Source organism: Desulfatiferula olefinivorans, assembly GCF_054657895.1.
The window spans coordinates 130,292-144,423 of sequence record NZ_BAAHXV010000007.1; the positions used below are offsets into that span (position 1 = coordinate 130,292).

Below are 14,132 nucleotides of genomic sequence, written 5' to 3' on the forward strand. Positions count from 1 at the left end.
TAACACATGCCCCATCCCCGCACAACGGGAAATCCCGGCATTACCGCCGCAAGCGGACGGGGTCTGGGGATCAGGGCGACCGCATGCAATGCGATGGCCCCGGCGTGAAGCCCCCTTTGATTACCCGGGGCACGGCCTTTGCATAATCTATCGTAAACGGCTGAAACACGGCACAAGGAGCAAACGCCATGACACACATGACGACCCAGGATATTAGGACCCGGCATCGAAACGCCGACGGTTCCCCGAAATACACGAACAAACTGATCGAGGAGACAAGCCCCTATCTTCTTCAGCACGCCCACAACCCGGTCAATTGGCACGCCTGGGGCAAGGAGGCTTTTGAAAAAGCAAGGGCGCTCAACCGACCCCTGTTTGTCAGCATCGGGTATGCCGCCTGCCACTGGTGTCACGTGATGGAGGAGGAATCCTTCGATGATGAGGAGATCGCCGCGTTCCTGAACGATCATTTCGTCTGCGTGAAGGTGGATCGGGAGGAGAGACCCGACGTGGACGCCGTATACATGGCGGCGGTGCAGGTCCTCACGGGCAGCGGGGGATGGCCCCTGAACGTGATGCTGACGCCGTCGCTCACTCCGTTTTTCGGAGGCACCTATTTCCCCGCCCGGGACGGCGACCGCGGGGCGTTCACCGGTTTTTTGAGCCTGATCCGAAGGATCGGCGAGGCCTGGCTCAACGAGCCCGAACACCTTGACGCCGTCGCCCGTCAGATGACCCGTCGGATCCGTGAGCATCTGGTTCCCGCCGACGCGTCCGGCCTGCCGTCTCCCGACGTCTTCAAGCGGGCCGTCGATTATTTCAAAGGACGTTACGACCGCGTACACGGCGGGATCAAGGGGGCGCCCAAGTTTCCGTCCAGCCTCCACCTGAGGTTCCTGATCACGGCGTCCCGACGAGAAGGCGATGCGTCCCTCTTCCCCATGGTGTCACACACCCTGACCCGTATGGCCCGGGGAGGCATTTACGACCAGGTGGGCGGGGGCTTTCATCGCTACGCCACGGACGAAGCCTGGCGGATCCCCCATTTCGAAAAGATGCTTTACGACAACGCCCTTCTTTCCATGACCTATGCGGAGGCCTATGCGGTCGAGCCGGCCCCCCTGTTCCGGGAGACCGCCTGCGACACTCTCGATTATGCCCTGAGGGAACTGCGCGCTCCAGGCGGCGGTTTCTATTCGGCCACGGACGCGGACAGCAAAACGCCCTCCGGCGAGATGGTCGAAGGGTATTATTTCACCTGGACCCCCGACGAACTGATCGAACGGCTCGGCCGGAATACGGCAAAATGGGCGATGGACTACTTTTCCATGGACGGAAGACCGGATCTGGACGGACGGTTTGTGCTCCATGTCACCCCGGAGAGCATCCGGCGCGCCCGGGCAAGAGGCGACGACATCGATCTGCGTGATATCAGGCGACGGCTTTACTCCGGCCGCGAGGACAGGCCCCGCCCTCTGACCGACACCAAAATAATCAGCGCCTGGAACGGCTTGATGATCTCGGCCCTGGCCCGGGCGGGGCGTATCCTCAGCCGCCCCGTCTACACGGAAGAGGCGGTCCGGACCGCCCGGTTCGTCATCGACCGCCTGATGCACACGGGCCGTCTCAAACGAACCGTCACGGGGGAAACGGCCGGAATCAACGGCTTTCTGGACGACAATGCCTTCATGACGGCGGCGTTTCTGGATCTGTTCGACACTAGCGGTGATCCGGCCTGGCTGTCCCGGGCCCGGGGTCTGGACGCGGTGCTTGAAACCTTTTACGAGGATCGCGAAAGGGGCGGTTTTTTCATGACGGCCTCGGACGATGACCCGTTGATCGCCAGGGAAAAACCCGGCCTTGACGGAGCCATTCCCTCGGGAAACGCCCAGAGTGTGATCAATCTGGTCCGGCTTTACGCCGCGACAAAGGACAGGTTCTACCTGGACCGGGCCGAAAAGACGCTGACGGCCTTTTCATCTTGGATGGAAACAATTCCCGGCGCCTGCGGGGACATGCTGATGGGACTCGATGCCTGGCAGCGCGCAGCAGAAAACCGTTAGAGGGGGGGGGAAGTTGAACCGAAACGATCCGGAGCGATTCCGAGGCAGGCACCTGACACAGACGCAAGCCGTTTCAATGTGGGGACATTTCAAATAAGGCCGTGCCTGCCCCGGACGCTCTTGGAGAAGATCTTATGAAAAAACCGAAGACCCCTTCAGGTCTTCGGGGCGTTCATCAATACCTGGTTATCCCTGACAAAACGATCCATGCCGTTTCGGGCCATCATCGTGGCTTCGACAAAAAACCGGGCGATGTCCTGTTCGGTATCGAGGCCTTCGAACATCGTGTCCCCGACCTTGACCAGAAGATCGGCCAGGCCGTGGGAATAGATCCACCCGTGGGTGAGAATGCTCATCTTGGCCTCGTCGCTGATGCCCTGGAACAGAGGGTAATCGGCGAGCCAGGCCATGTTTTCCCTGAAATGCTCCTCGGCAAGCCGCCTGTTCAGCGCGTCGTGCTTCCGGTTGAACAGGCACTTGAACAGATGGGGCTCTTCCCGGGCGAACATCACATACCCCAGCCCCAGGTCCAGATAGGCATCCCGGGTCCTTCTTTTTCGCTCGTAATCGGTCATCACGGCCCAGGCCATTTCAATGACCGCTTCCTCGATTTCCAGCATGGACTTTCCGCAGGAGTAAATGGGCATGGTCGACGACTTCAGATCCTCGGCAATGCTCCGGGCCGTCAGCTTCTCAAGCCCCCCGGACCGAACGATGCGAAACGCCGAATCAAGAATATCATCAATGATATAACGAACCTTTGGAGCCATACCCATCCCGCTTGAATTAAAAAACATGTGTTATATAACCAACGTTATTCAATTCGTCAAGGTTTTTTTGAGGACCGCTCAGGGAAACCGACGGGTCCTTTTCACGCAAAGGGCATCAATGCCGGAAGGACCGAGCAGCGAACAGGGAAAAAAAGACGACCCGGCTCTCAAAATAACGATGGACAGGCGGAACAGGGTCGGGGTAAGAGACGGAGACCATCATCTTTCACAAAGGAGCGACCATGAACAGCCATGAAGAAACCACCGGCAAAAAAGCATCGGCCTTTGTCAGACGATCCGTCACGTTCAAACTGATTTCCACGGGGATTCTGATCCTGCTGCTTCTCATTCCGACCGCCATGATCCAAAACCTGATCAGCGAGCGGCAGGACCGGCGTGATGAGGTCATCCGGGAGATCAGCCGGAAATGGGGAGACCGCCAGACCATAACCGGCCCCTTCCTCACCATTCCTTACAAGGCCTTTTACCTGGACGAGGACAACACGCTCAAGTACAGCCTGAACTATCTGCACATCCTGCCTGAAGCCCTGGACGTGGACGGCGTGATAACCCCCGAGGTGCGCTACCGAAGCATTTTCGAAGCGATTCTCTACACGGTCGAGCTCCGGTTCAGCGGCAGATTCATCCTTCCGCCCGCAAGCCGTCTGAACATCGCGCCGGAAAACCTCCTCTGGAACAGCACGCATCTGTCGCTGGGTATCACCGATATGCGCGGCATCAAAGACAACATCATCTTTCGCGTCAACGAATCGGACTATCCCGCCGCCCCCGGTCTCAAGACCACCGACCTGGCCGAAGCCGGGGTCAGCGCGCTGATCAGCCCGCCGACCCCCAACGGGCCCAACACGTTTTCGTTCACGGTCAGTCTGAACGGCAGTGAACAGATCGATTTCATTCCCGCGGGCGAGACCAACACGGTCCGGCTCCGTTCAGACTGGCCGTCGCCGAGCTTTAACGGCGCCTTTCTGCCGGAAGAACGGGACATCCGGGAAAACGGTTTCTCGGCACGCTGGAAAATTCTGCATCTGAACCGAAACTACCCCCAGTTCTGGGAAGGGTCCCAGTTCAATGTCACCCCGTCGGCCTTCGGCCTGAAACTGATCCTCACGGCCGACATTTACCAGAAATCCACGCGCCTCGCCAAATACGCCATCATGTTCATTATCTTCACCTTCGCGGCGTTTTTCTTTTCCGAAATCATCACCCGGCGTCGGGTCCACCCGATTCAATACACCCTGATCGGAATGGCCGTCCTGATCTTTTACACCCTTGTCCTGTCCCTGTCCGAGCACATCCCTTTCAATTACGCCTACATTCTGTCCGCAGCGGTCGTCACCCTGATCATCTCGGGCTACGCCAAAGCCGTTGTCGCACGCCCGACCTTCGCGGTCATGATCATGGGGATCCTGACCGTCCTTTACGGCTACCTGTTCATCATCCTCCAGCTTGAGGATTACGCCCTTATCATGGGCAGCATCGGGCTTCTGCTGATTCTGGCCCTCGTGATGTACATCACCCGGAAAATCGACTGGTACGAGGTCGAAACGGTTCAGGAATGAAAAAAGGCGGCCGGAAGCCTTAAACGGCTCCCGGCCGGGGGGTGAGGTGGGTGGTGGTGCGGTCCCTCCTGACGGCCGGCGGATTACCGCTCACGGACCGTGGCGTTCCAGGAGGACAAAATATGGCTGACGATCAAAGGCACCATCTCTTCTTCACCGGGTTCCACCGATGCGTTGACCGCCTCGATCAGTTCATACAGACTTGAGGTGTGGGTTTCTGTTTTGGTTCCGCTGCCGGCGTGTTTCGCGTAAAGTGCTTTCATGGGGCCTCCTTTCATGGATTTTTAAAGGGTCTTGCCCTGTATCAAAAGCACACATCGTGCCAAACCTGACTCCCCGTGCCTGCCCCACGGATCGCCCGTTGTGTTCGAACGTGACTTCGTGTATGATGATGTCATTCTTTTTTTCCGTGCACACCGGCACGGTTCCCCGCTGATCCCGCGACCGCCGGATCAGTCCTCGCCGTGTCGGCATGCTTTTTGTTTATATTATGTTTCAGTCACATCAACCTGTCAACTGAGCCACGATGGAGGTGACGTATGAAGATTATCATTGATAAAAACCTTGTGGAGTTCACGCCTGAAAGCGATCAGGAAAAGAAAGAACTGGAAAAACTGTGGAACACCGTGGTGGACTGCGTCAAATTCAACAAGAAGCTCGTCCCCGTGGGTGAATACACCCCGGCCAAAAACAAGCTGGCCCGCTTCGTCATTGAAGACTGACGCGGGCCTTGTCCCACCGACATACCGGGAGAATACCGTTTGGTTTCTCCCGGTTTTATTTGACCCTATTGATCTGAAGGAGATGCCCCATGGATTTCAAACAGGTAATCGACTCACGCCGCGCCGTCAACTTTTTCGATACAAAACAAGATGTTCCGGACACCTTGCTCAGACAGATCATCGACATGGCGGCCAAAACCCCGTCGAGCTTCAATCTCCAGCCCTGGAGCCTCATCGCCCTCAGGAAACCTGCGGACAAGCAGCGCCTTGAGAAGCTGGCCATGAACCAGACCAAGGTCAGCGAGGCCCCGGTGACCCTGATCGTTCTGGGGGACCGAAAGGGATGGGCCGACGGCAATCCCTTTGTGGAAAAAAATTTTCAGGAAATGATCAAGGCGGGCTCAACCAGCGAAGAAGGCCGGGACTGGTATGCCAAGGCACGGAAAAACCTCTACGGCGGCAGTGAGAACACCCAGTTGGCCTTTGCCTGCAAGAACGCGGGTTTTTTCGCCATGGCCCTGATGTTGGCCGCCAAGAGCCTGGGCCTGGACACCCACCCCATGGACGGATTTGATCACGAGGGTGTCCGCAAGGAATTCAAGATCCCAGACAACTACTGGATTCCCTTGCTGATCGCCGTCGGGTATTTCGACGCCTCCAAGGACCTCCTGCCCCCCAAATGGCGCAAAACCGCCGATGAGATCCTGGTGTCCTTCGAGAACTGACCGGTTTATCGACCGGCGGGTTCACGATCAAGCAAGGCCCTTAACTCAAGATCCGGATGGATGCCGAACCGGGTCAGGGCAAAATCATATTTGACGGGATCTTCGGGGCAGACGGCCGCAAAGGACCGGGTGATGTCACGGGCGGTCTTCATGTCGGCCGACCGGCGCCCGGTCAGCCCCAGATGAAGGGCAATGCGGTGCATGTGGGTATCCAACGGAACGATCAGGCGCCGGGGTGAAAGGGCCGTCCAGGTACCCGGATCCACGGCGTCCTTTCGAACCATCCAGCGAAAAAACAGGTTCAGGCGTTTACAGGCGCTCTGTTTCGACGGAGCGGCTAAAAGATACCCCGGGTCCCGGCCTCCGGCAAGCATCTGTCTCACCAGATTGTCCATGGCCGGAACAACTGTCTCATCATTTTGAGACAGACCGGCCGCGGCGGCCCGCTCCAGGGTTCCGAACCGTTCGATCACATCCTTGAGCCCCAGCAGAAAATCCACCAGATGGCGATCCCGGACAAAACGGTACACGAAACCGTCGAAATCTGCGGTAAGGGAAGCACGGTCCGACCGTTTGAGATAATTCGACGGCGACGGCCCGATCACATCGAGAACCCGATCGAGGGTCAGAAGAATCAACGACACCCGGCCAAAGGCCAGGGCCGAGGCGATCATGCCTGCGATTTCACGGTCCGCCGGGTCATCGAAGCGGTAGACGACCTCAAGGGGATCGGGGTGAATGAACACCTTCCGGTTGTAGGTGTCATAGAGGTCGTCGAGCATCTGTCTCATGGGGTTTTCAAATCCACCCGGTCGATCAGCCACTTGAGCATCTTGCGGTCCTGATCGGGGTCGACCAGGCCGCTTAGGGCGGAAAGGGGTATTTCGGCCCGGGCCATCCCCTTGTGCCCCCCGGCCGAGCCCAGTTTGCCAAAGGCTTTTTCCGCCAGTTTCCCCGCGTTTTTTCGAAGTCCGTCGTTTCGGAAAATCACCACGAGTTTCTTGCCGAAAACGCCCGAGACAAAGGTCCAGCCCACGCCCTTGACCTTCAGAAAAAAATCGGCGATCAGCACGCAGACATCCGGGGTACCCACGTGACCGAGGTGGACATAGACCCTGCCCCGCCGCATGACCCGGGTGTTGAAGGCCAGTTGAAAATACTTGAGAAAGCCGGGATTGATCTCGGCGAATTCGATTTTCTGCACCAGGTTGAGGTTGATGTGCTTGAACAAAAACTGAAAGGCCTTGACATCCTCTCCGAACGCCTTGCGCTGAAAGTCGTTGGTATCCGTCTTGATACCGAGAAACAGGGCCGTGGCCAGCTTCGTCGACGGCCTTATCTTGGCGGCCTTCACATACTCGGTCATCATGCTGGAGGTGGCCCCGTACTCGGGCCGGATGTCCACATAAGCGGCCTTGGGCTTGAGCACCGGGTGATGGTCGATGATCACGTCACAGTCGAATTTCCGAAACAGCTCGTGGTGCTCGGGCTGGGAATCCACGATGACGACCCGGGAAAAAGCGGTCTTGGGCACATCGGCGGCCCGAAGCAGCTTGACGCCGAGAAGCTCGACCATGGCCACATTGTCCGGCCGTTTGACCGTGTTGACACTGGCGACGGCCACCGAGGCCACCTTACGCCACAGCAGGCGCTTGACCGCCAGGGCCGCCCCGATGGCGTCGGGATCGGCGTTGATCAGAACAAGAACCTGATCGTCGCTTTTGAATACCGCCTGAAATTTGCGGAGCCGTTCCGCTGCTGAAACCGTCATGACCCGTCCTTTTCCGATTGCTGATGCGAACCCGCCGATCGCCGGACAACGGCCATGATACTATCAGACTTTCGCAGGGAATCAAACGGTCTTTCTCACCCGGGCAGAATGATCCTTTCCATTTTTTTTTGCCTGTGGTACGGTGGAACAACTTCTCTCGCCGTTTGTTTACATGTTTCTTCGACATTTCAACCGCTGTTCGGGTTGCGTCGCATTTTTTTATTCTCTTACGATCGTCACGTGTGTTCATCATTATCGGGCATGGGCGGGAACCGTGTGTCACCGGCTTTTCCATCCGACTGGCATGCATGTTGCTGTTCCCCTATGGTACCCCTCAATCAGGTTCGCGACTGTGGAGCGGGGGTCCCCTGCCCTCAACCCAAGGAGATCATTATGGAAAAAAAAGACGACAAACGGCTTCCCATGGTATCGGACCTGACAGCCTGCGAATCCACGCAAATCATGCTTGAAAAAGCCAGAAAAGACGGAGTACAAACCGCCTGGGATCGCGCTGCGGACATGAAACCCTGCCCCATCGGGGTGGAATCGGCCTGCTGCAAGCTCTGCCACATGGGCCCCTGCCGCATGAACGCCGGGAAACCCTACGCCAAGGTCGGCGTCTGCGGGGCCACCATCGACACCATCATGGCCCGGAACTTCGCCCGCATGGTGGCAGGAGGAGCGGCGGCCCACAGCGACCACGGGCTGGCCATTCTCGAACTGTTCCGCGACGTGGCCGCAGGGACCATCGGCGATTACACCATCAAGGATCCGAACAAGCTCGAAGACCTCTGCAAGGCCCTGGGCCTCGATGTGGACGGACAATCCGTCACACAGATGGCCCAGTCCCTCTACGATGAACTGATCAAGACCTACACCCAGCTCCACGGCGAAATCCCCTTCGTGAAGCGGGCTCCGGAAAAAACCCTGGAACTGTGGCGCAAGCACGGCCTGGTGCCCCGGAGCGCCCCCAAGGAAATCATGGAGATCATGAGCCGGACCCACATCGGCTGTGACCAGCATTACGAAAACATCACCCGCCAGAGCAGTCGAACGGCCCTGGCCGACGGCTGGGGCGGATCCATGATCGCCACCGAACTGTCGGACATCATGTTCGGAACGCCCTCGCCGGTCATCGCCGAGGTCGACATGGGCGTGCTCAAGGAGAACATGGTCAACATCATCGTCCACGGCCACGAGCCCAACCTGTTCGAATCCATGCTCGAAACCGTGAACGACCCTTTCTACATCAACATCGCCAAAGAAAAGGGCGCCGCCGGCATCAACCTGGTGGGCATGTGCTGTTCCGGGGCGGAGATGATGTCCCGCCACGGGATTCCCCATGCCGGAAACTTCGGATCCACCGAGGCGATTCTGGTTACCGGGGCCGTGGACGCCATGGCCGTGGACATCCAGTGCATCAAGCAGGGCCTGGCCACCGTGGCCGAATGCTACGACACCCACCTGATCACCACCAACCCCCGCTGCATGATCGAAGGGGCCCTGCACATTCCCTTCGACGAGCATCACGCCCGGGACTGCACCGACGAAATCGTGACCAAGGCCATCGCCCGGTTCGCCACCCGAACCAAACCGGTGGTCATCCCCCGGAAAGCGACCAAAGGGGTCCACGGCTTCACCCACGAGTACATCAACTACATGCTCGGCGGCAGCTTCCGGGGCAGTTACACGCCGCTGAACGACAACATCATCAACGGCAGGATCCGGGGGGTCGCCGGGGTGGTCGGCTGTGTGAATCCAAGGGTCAAGCAGGATTCCATGCACATCGCCCTGGTTCAGGAACTGATCAAGAACGATGTGCTGGTCCTCCAGACCGGCTGTTCCCAGATCGCCCTGGCCAAGGCCGGGCTTCTAACCCCGGAAGCGGCCCACTTCGCCGGTCCGGGCCTTCGGGAGGTCTGTGAAGCCGTGGGCATGCCGCCCATCCTGGGCCTTGGCTCCTGCGTGGACAACACGCGCATTCTGATCGCCGCAACAGCCATGGTCCATGCCGGGGGCCTGGGCCAGTCCATCGCCGACCTGCCCGCCGCCGGGGCGGCCCCGGAATGGATGAGTGAAAAGGCCATCGCCATCGGCCATTATTTCGTGGCGTCGGGGGTTTTCACCGTGTTCGGCGTCAGTTTCCCCATTGTCCGGAACACCAAATTCCACGACCTTCTGTTCGACGGACTGGAAAAACAGGGTTTCGGCAAATGGGGGCACAGCACGGACCCCATCGAAATGGCCCATATGATGATCGCCCACATTGACAAGAAACGAAGCGCCCTGGGCATCGACAAGGCCAGGGAACGAACCCTGGTCGACATGTCCGACCGGCGTGAACTGACCATCTGATCGACGGCGTTCGGGTTCCGTGACCGTAGCCGCACGCGGCGGCGCGGGACCCGTCCCGATTTGATGAACGCGGAGAAGGTATGGTTATTTTCGACGGAACCTACGAATGGGACGGAAAGAAACGGAGCGCCGCGCCCCCCATCAGCTGGTGGCCGGGCTCCTACAAACTGAAAATCGTTGACCTGAGAGACCGGATGCCCGGTGTGGCGGTAATCAAACCCTTTGTGTGCATCCTGTCCGATACGGGCAAGGGGTTCAACATCAAGAACACCTTCGAAAAATTCGCCCTGAACGTCTGTGACCACTTCGGGCTCGATGTGTCCAAGGTCCTGTGGGTGGAGGATGCCCCCGGCAACCCCGACGAGGCCGCCGCCGTGGTCCGGCCCATCAGCCGCATGGGAAAGAACCCCGTCTATGAAACCACCTGGCGGCCCGTACGGCCCAACGAACAGGCCCTGGTGGAATCCTGCTTGCGGGAGAACTGATACGTCTCACCGGGCCGGTCTGATCCGCCCCATGGAGCAGAGAACGCCCAGTACGCTCAGCGCGCAGAACACCTCCATGCTCACATGCATGCTGGTCAAAAAGGCGTCTTTGGTCTCCGGACTCACCGGCTGCCGGCCCATGAAATGCCGGAACATCAGGGTGGCGATGGTCATGCAGCAGAGCATGCCGCTGGTCCGCATGGTGGCAAGAAAACCTGAGGCGATGCCGTAATGCCTGGGGGTCACGCTGCCCATGATGATGGTGGTGTTGGGAGACGCGAACAGCGCGATGCCCAGTCCCATGAGGGCCAGCATGGCAAAGATCACCGGCAGGGGCGTGTCGCCGTGGACCCGGGACGCCAGCCCCAGCCCCGCCACGCACACGGCCATGCCCGACGTGGCCAGTCCCGCCGGAGAAACGCGGTCCGACAGGCGCCCGAACACGGGCGACAGAACCGCCTGGATCACGGGCTGGACGACCAGGATCATCCCCGCTTCCTGGGGGGCAAACCCCCTGACCACCTGGAGGTACAGACTGAAAAAGAAACTGATGCCGAAGGAGGCGGCGTAGTTGATCAGCGTCGCCAGATTGCTCACGGCGAAGACGCGGTTCTTGAGTAACAGGTTCACATCGAGGATCGGTGAGGGCGACCGGTATTCGTAGATCAGAAAAAGCAGAAGCCCTGCGGCCCCGGCCGCCGTCATCAGAACGTACCGTGGTCCTTCGGTCTGGTGAAGGGTTCCGTAAATCAGGCAGAACAGCGAGGCCACATACATCAGCGCGCCGATGCCGTCATACCGCTCCCCCCGGGCATCGGCCCATTCCCCTTTGAGTTTCAGGAGGGTCAGGGCCAGGGCGACCAGTTCCACCAGAACCCCGAAATAGAAAATGCAGCGCCAGCCCAGATAGGTGACCATGTAGCCCGAAAGCACCGGCCCCGCGGACAGACCCAGGTACACGCATCCCACGATGATGCCCATGGCCCGTCCCCGCTTGGCCGGAGGAAAGACCGACGAAAGAATGGCCACGCTGGTCCCGGTGATCATGGCGCCGCCGCTGCCCTGGAGGAAACGGAAGACGATAAAGCTTTCGATGGTGAAGGCCTGGGCCACCAGAAGGGTCCCCAGGGTGAAGACTCCGATGCCCATGGTGAATATCTTTTTGCGGCCGTAAATGTCCCCCAGACGTCCCGAGGGCAGGAGAAACAGGGAAAAAGCCAGAATGTAGACGGTTTCAATCAGTCCGAGCTGCACGGCGCTCGCAGAGAACTCCCGTCCGATGGCCGGCAGGGCAACTCCCACCGCCGACATCATGAAAGGCGTAAGGAACTGGACCGCACTGACCACCAGAAGGGTCACGGCCCCGGAGACCGCGTAATCGGATGAGGGCGTGTGCCCGTCGGGAGACCGGGTCGCGGGGGTATGGTCGGGCTTCGTCGTCATTGTCAAGCGTTTCCCAATGGCATGGATCAGTTGAACGGCACCCCGATATCACCGGCAAATGCCTGGGGCATATAATCATTGAACCGGATAATTGGCAAGGGGAATTGTGCCCGGTCCCAGGGCAATCGCATGTATGATCTTAAAACACATGGGTCTCTACCTGCGGCGCGGATCATGCCGTTCACGTTTACGGTCACGAGCACGTTCACGATGCCGGAAGGCAACACGTGAACTCAACCGTCAAAGGGTTCAACCGGCGTGGGATGAGACGGTCGAGACGGTCTCGACCTGCCGTGCTCGTGCTCGTGAACATGCACGTGAACGAACAGTACCTGCGATTGCCCTGCCCCACTTCCGGCTTGACATTTTCCGCCCTGGTTTATAAATACTACAGACAATTTAGTATTGGTTAAGTCCACCATCATTACGAACAACCTGAAAAGGGGAGAGCATACTCATGAGCAAGATAGCGGTACTTCCGGGAGACGGGATCGGACCCGAGGTGATGGCCGAGGCCGTCAAGGTTCTTGACGCGGCCGGGGAAAAATTTTCCTTTGACCTTTCATATACCTTCGCGGATGTGGGCGGAGCGGCCATTGACAACCATGGCCAGGCCCTGCCGCCGAGCACCCTTGCCGTCTGCGAGCAGAGCGACGCCATTTTGTTCGGTTCCGTGGGCGGACCCAAATGGGAAAGCCTGCCCCCGGCCGAACAGCCCGAGCGGGCCTCCCTGCTGCCGTTGCGCAAGCATTTCAACCTGTACTGCAACCTGCGCCCGGCCAAGGTGTTCAAGACCCTGGTGTCCGCCTGCCCCCTGCGGCCGGACATCGCCGGTGACGGGTTCGACATCCTGTGCATCCGGGAACTGACCGGCGACATCTATTTCGGCCAGCCCAAGGGCCGTGAAGGATCCGGCCCCACGGAAAAAGCCTACGACACCATGGTCTACACGCGCATGGAGATCGAGCGCATCGCCCGCATCGCCTTCGACACGGCCCGCAAGCGCCGCAACAAGGTCCATTCCGTGGACAAGGCGAACGTGCTTACCACCATGGTGCTCTGGCGCGACGTGGTCAAGGAGGTGGCCAGGGATTATCCGGACGTGGCCCTCGAACACATTTACGTGGACAACGCCAGCATGCAGCTGATCAAGAACCCCCATCAGTTCGACGTGCTCCTCTGCGGCAACATGTTCGGCGACATCCTGTCCGATGAATGCGCCATGCTCACCGGCTCCATGGGTCTTCTGGCCTCGGCCAGCCTCAACGAAAAGAAATTCGGACTCTACGAACCGGCCGGCGGCTCGGCCCCGGACATCGCGGGCCAGGGCATCGCCAACCCCATCGCCCAGATTCTTTCCGGCGCCATGATGCTCCGCCACAGCCTGGACCAGAACGAGGCCGCCACCGCCATCGAAGACGCCATTTCCAGGGTTCTTGACAAGGGCATCCACACCGCCGACATCGCCCGGGACAAAACCAAGGCCGTCAACACCGCCCAGATGGGAGACGCCATCGTCAGGGAACTGATCGGCTGATCCGACGAACAAGTCCGTTGCCCCACCTTCAAAAGCCCCTGAAACGCCGTCGTTTCAGGGGCTTTTTTTAATCAACTCCCACCGGATCATTTTAAAGATAAACCGCCCGTATGCCGATTAGAGTTAAAAGATTCTACGGATCTGTCAGGCCTGCGACAGCGGCGCTTTTTCGTTTTCATTATGATCGATGGATATGACGGCTTTCACCAAACACCATGACCCGGGCTTCACCCTGATTGAGCTGATGATCGCCATCGCCATCCTGGGGACCCTTGCCGCCATTGCCTCACCCATGGCCGGGACCTACATCGACCGGGCTCGAATCGCAAAGGCCAAGGCGGAAATCCGCATGATCGCCGGCGAGATCACGTCCTTTTCCGTCACCTGGGACCGCATGCCCAATGACCTGGCCGAACTGGGCCTGGGCGGCTTGCACGATCCCTACGGCAATCCCTACCGATACCAGCCCGTCATCCTCGGCAAAAACGGACGACCCAATATCGGCGATCTTCGCAAAGACCGGAACCTGGTCCCGGTCAACACGGACTACGATCTGTACAGCATGGGAAAGGACGGCAAATCCCAGCTCCCCTTCACGGCCAAGAACAGCCGGGACGACATCGTCCGGGCCAACAACGGACTTTTCATCGGACTGGTATCGGCCTACTGATTCAAGGAGAC

Annotated in this window: 13 protein-coding genes; 8 read left to right on the forward strand and 5 right to left on the reverse strand. The window is 59.0% G+C overall.

Translation table 11 applies throughout. From position 1 onward, the window contains the following. The first annotated feature begins 188 nt into the window (after positions 1–188). Positions 189–2,063, forward strand: a complete 1,875-nt coding sequence (locus tag ACYQ11_RS07555) for a thioredoxin domain-containing protein (RefSeq protein ID WP_459923159.1) — start codon at positions 189–191, stop codon at positions 2,061–2,063. A 155-nt stretch (positions 2,064–2,218) separates the two neighbouring features. Here ACYQ11_RS07555 and ACYQ11_RS07560 read toward each other — a convergent pair whose 3' ends face one another. Continuing rightward, positions 2,219–2,833, reverse strand: a complete 615-nt coding sequence (locus ACYQ11_RS07560) for a WHG domain-containing protein (RefSeq protein WP_459923160.1) — start codon at positions 2,831–2,833, stop codon at positions 2,219–2,221. A 242-nt stretch (positions 2,834–3,075) separates the two neighbouring features. On the opposite strand from ACYQ11_RS07560, the gene creD reads away from it, so the two are divergent. Further along, the gene (gene creD, locus ACYQ11_RS07565) at positions 3,076–4,413 is read left to right on the forward strand and encodes a cell envelope integrity protein CreD (protein ID WP_459923161.1); all 1,338 of its coding nucleotides are present in this window, start codon (positions 3,076–3,078) and stop codon (positions 4,411–4,413) included. Positions 4,414–4,496: 83 nt separating this feature from the next. Here the strand turns inward: creD and ACYQ11_RS07570 are convergent, their stop codons facing one another. Beyond that, positions 4,497–4,676 (reverse strand): hypothetical protein, encoded by a 180-nt coding sequence (locus tag ACYQ11_RS07570; RefSeq protein ID WP_459923162.1) that lies wholly within the window; start codon positions 4,674–4,676, stop codon positions 4,497–4,499. A 276-nt stretch (positions 4,677–4,952) separates the two neighbouring features. Here ACYQ11_RS07570 and ACYQ11_RS07575 point away from each other — a divergent pair, with 276 nt between their 5' ends. Together ACYQ11_RS07575 and ACYQ11_RS07580 are read left to right on the forward strand one after the other, a co-directional pair. Next, positions 4,953–5,135, forward strand: a complete 183-nt coding sequence (locus ACYQ11_RS07575) for a hypothetical protein (RefSeq protein WP_459923163.1) — start codon at positions 4,953–4,955, stop codon at positions 5,133–5,135. A gap of 89 nt (positions 5,136–5,224) precedes the next feature. Further along, complete coding sequence (locus tag ACYQ11_RS07580) at positions 5,225–5,860, forward strand: nitroreductase family protein (protein ID WP_459923164.1); 636 nt, start codon at positions 5,225–5,227, stop codon at positions 5,858–5,860. Between the two features lie 5 nt (positions 5,861–5,865). Here the strand turns inward: ACYQ11_RS07580 and ACYQ11_RS07585 are convergent, their stop codons facing one another. Further along, a complete protein-coding gene (locus ACYQ11_RS07585) occupies positions 5,866–6,651 on the reverse strand; it encodes a TIGR02757 family protein (protein ID WP_459923165.1) in 786 nt (261 codons plus the stop codon). Next, positions 6,648–7,631 (reverse strand): DHH family phosphoesterase, encoded by a 984-nt coding sequence (locus ACYQ11_RS07590; RefSeq protein ID WP_459923166.1) that lies wholly within the window; start codon positions 7,629–7,631, stop codon positions 6,648–6,650. Before ACYQ11_RS07590 ends, ACYQ11_RS07585 begins: the two co-directional genes overlap by 4 nt. 393 nt (positions 7,632–8,024) lie before the next feature. On the opposite strand from ACYQ11_RS07590, the gene cooS reads away from it, so the two are divergent. Both cooS and ACYQ11_RS07600 read left to right on the forward strand, forming a co-directional pair. Further along, positions 8,025–9,986: an anaerobic carbon-monoxide dehydrogenase catalytic subunit gene (cooS, locus tag ACYQ11_RS07595; protein ID WP_459923167.1), complete on the forward strand. Its 1,962-nt coding sequence runs from the start codon at positions 8,025–8,027 to the stop codon at positions 9,984–9,986. A gap of 80 nt (positions 9,987–10,066) precedes the next feature. After that, positions 10,067–10,471, forward strand: a complete 405-nt coding sequence (locus ACYQ11_RS07600; RefSeq protein WP_459923168.1) for a hypothetical protein — start codon at positions 10,067–10,069, stop codon at positions 10,469–10,471. Between the two features lie 6 nt (positions 10,472–10,477). On the opposite strand, the gene ACYQ11_RS07605 is transcribed toward ACYQ11_RS07600, so the two are convergent. Further along, entirely contained in the window at positions 10,478–11,914 is a 1,437-nt protein-coding gene (locus ACYQ11_RS07605) for an MFS transporter (protein WP_459923169.1), read from the reverse strand. 457 nt (positions 11,915–12,371) lie between these two features. On the opposite strand from ACYQ11_RS07605, the gene leuB reads away from it, so the two are divergent. Together leuB and ACYQ11_RS07615 are read left to right on the forward strand one after the other, a co-directional pair. Continuing rightward, positions 12,372–13,451: a 3-isopropylmalate dehydrogenase gene (leuB, locus tag ACYQ11_RS07610; protein ID WP_459923170.1), complete on the forward strand. Its 1,080-nt coding sequence runs from the start codon at positions 12,372–12,374 to the stop codon at positions 13,449–13,451. A 193-nt stretch (positions 13,452–13,644) separates the two neighbouring features. Further along, positions 13,645–14,121 carry a type IV pilin protein gene (locus ACYQ11_RS07615; RefSeq protein WP_459923171.1) on the forward strand — a complete coding sequence of 159 codons (477 nt, stop codon included), beginning with the start codon at positions 13,645–13,647 and terminating at the stop codon, positions 14,119–14,121. Positions 14,122–14,132: the final 11 nt, after the last annotated feature.

Bases quoted from the DNA above. Each gene is read 5' to 3' on its own strand.
- ACYQ11_RS07555 (WP_459923159.1), top strand. From the start codon at position 189: ATGACACACATGACGACCCAGGATATTAGGACCCGGCATCGAAACGCC.
- ACYQ11_RS07560 (WP_459923160.1), bottom strand. From the start codon at position 2,833: ATGGCTCCAAAGGTTCGTTATATCATTGATGATATTCTTGATTCGGCG.
- creD (WP_459923161.1), top strand. From the start codon at position 3,076: ATGAACAGCCATGAAGAAACCACCGGCAAAAAAGCATCGGCCTTTGTC.
- ACYQ11_RS07570 (WP_459923162.1), bottom strand. From the start codon at position 4,676: ATGAAAGCACTTTACGCGAAACACGCCGGCAGCGGAACCAAAACAGAA.
- ACYQ11_RS07575 (WP_459923163.1), top strand. From the start codon at position 4,953: ATGAAGATTATCATTGATAAAAACCTTGTGGAGTTCACGCCTGAAAGC.
- ACYQ11_RS07580 (WP_459923164.1), top strand. From the start codon at position 5,225: ATGGATTTCAAACAGGTAATCGACTCACGCCGCGCCGTCAACTTTTTC.
- ACYQ11_RS07585 (WP_459923165.1), bottom strand. From the start codon at position 6,651: ATGAGACAGATGCTCGACGACCTCTATGACACCTACAACCGGAAGGTG.
- ACYQ11_RS07590 (WP_459923166.1), bottom strand. From the start codon at position 7,631: ATGACGGTTTCAGCAGCGGAACGGCTCCGCAAATTTCAGGCGGTATTC.
- cooS (WP_459923167.1), top strand. From the start codon at position 8,025: ATGGAAAAAAAAGACGACAAACGGCTTCCCATGGTATCGGACCTGACA.
- ACYQ11_RS07600 (WP_459923168.1), top strand. From the start codon at position 10,067: ATGGTTATTTTCGACGGAACCTACGAATGGGACGGAAAGAAACGGAGC.
- ACYQ11_RS07605 (WP_459923169.1), bottom strand. From the start codon at position 11,914: ATGACGACGAAGCCCGACCATACCCCCGCGACCCGGTCTCCCGACGGG.
- leuB (WP_459923170.1), top strand. From the start codon at position 12,372: ATGAGCAAGATAGCGGTACTTCCGGGAGACGGGATCGGACCCGAGGTG.
- ACYQ11_RS07615 (WP_459923171.1), top strand. From the start codon at position 13,645: ATGACGGCTTTCACCAAACACCATGACCCGGGCTTCACCCTGATTGAG.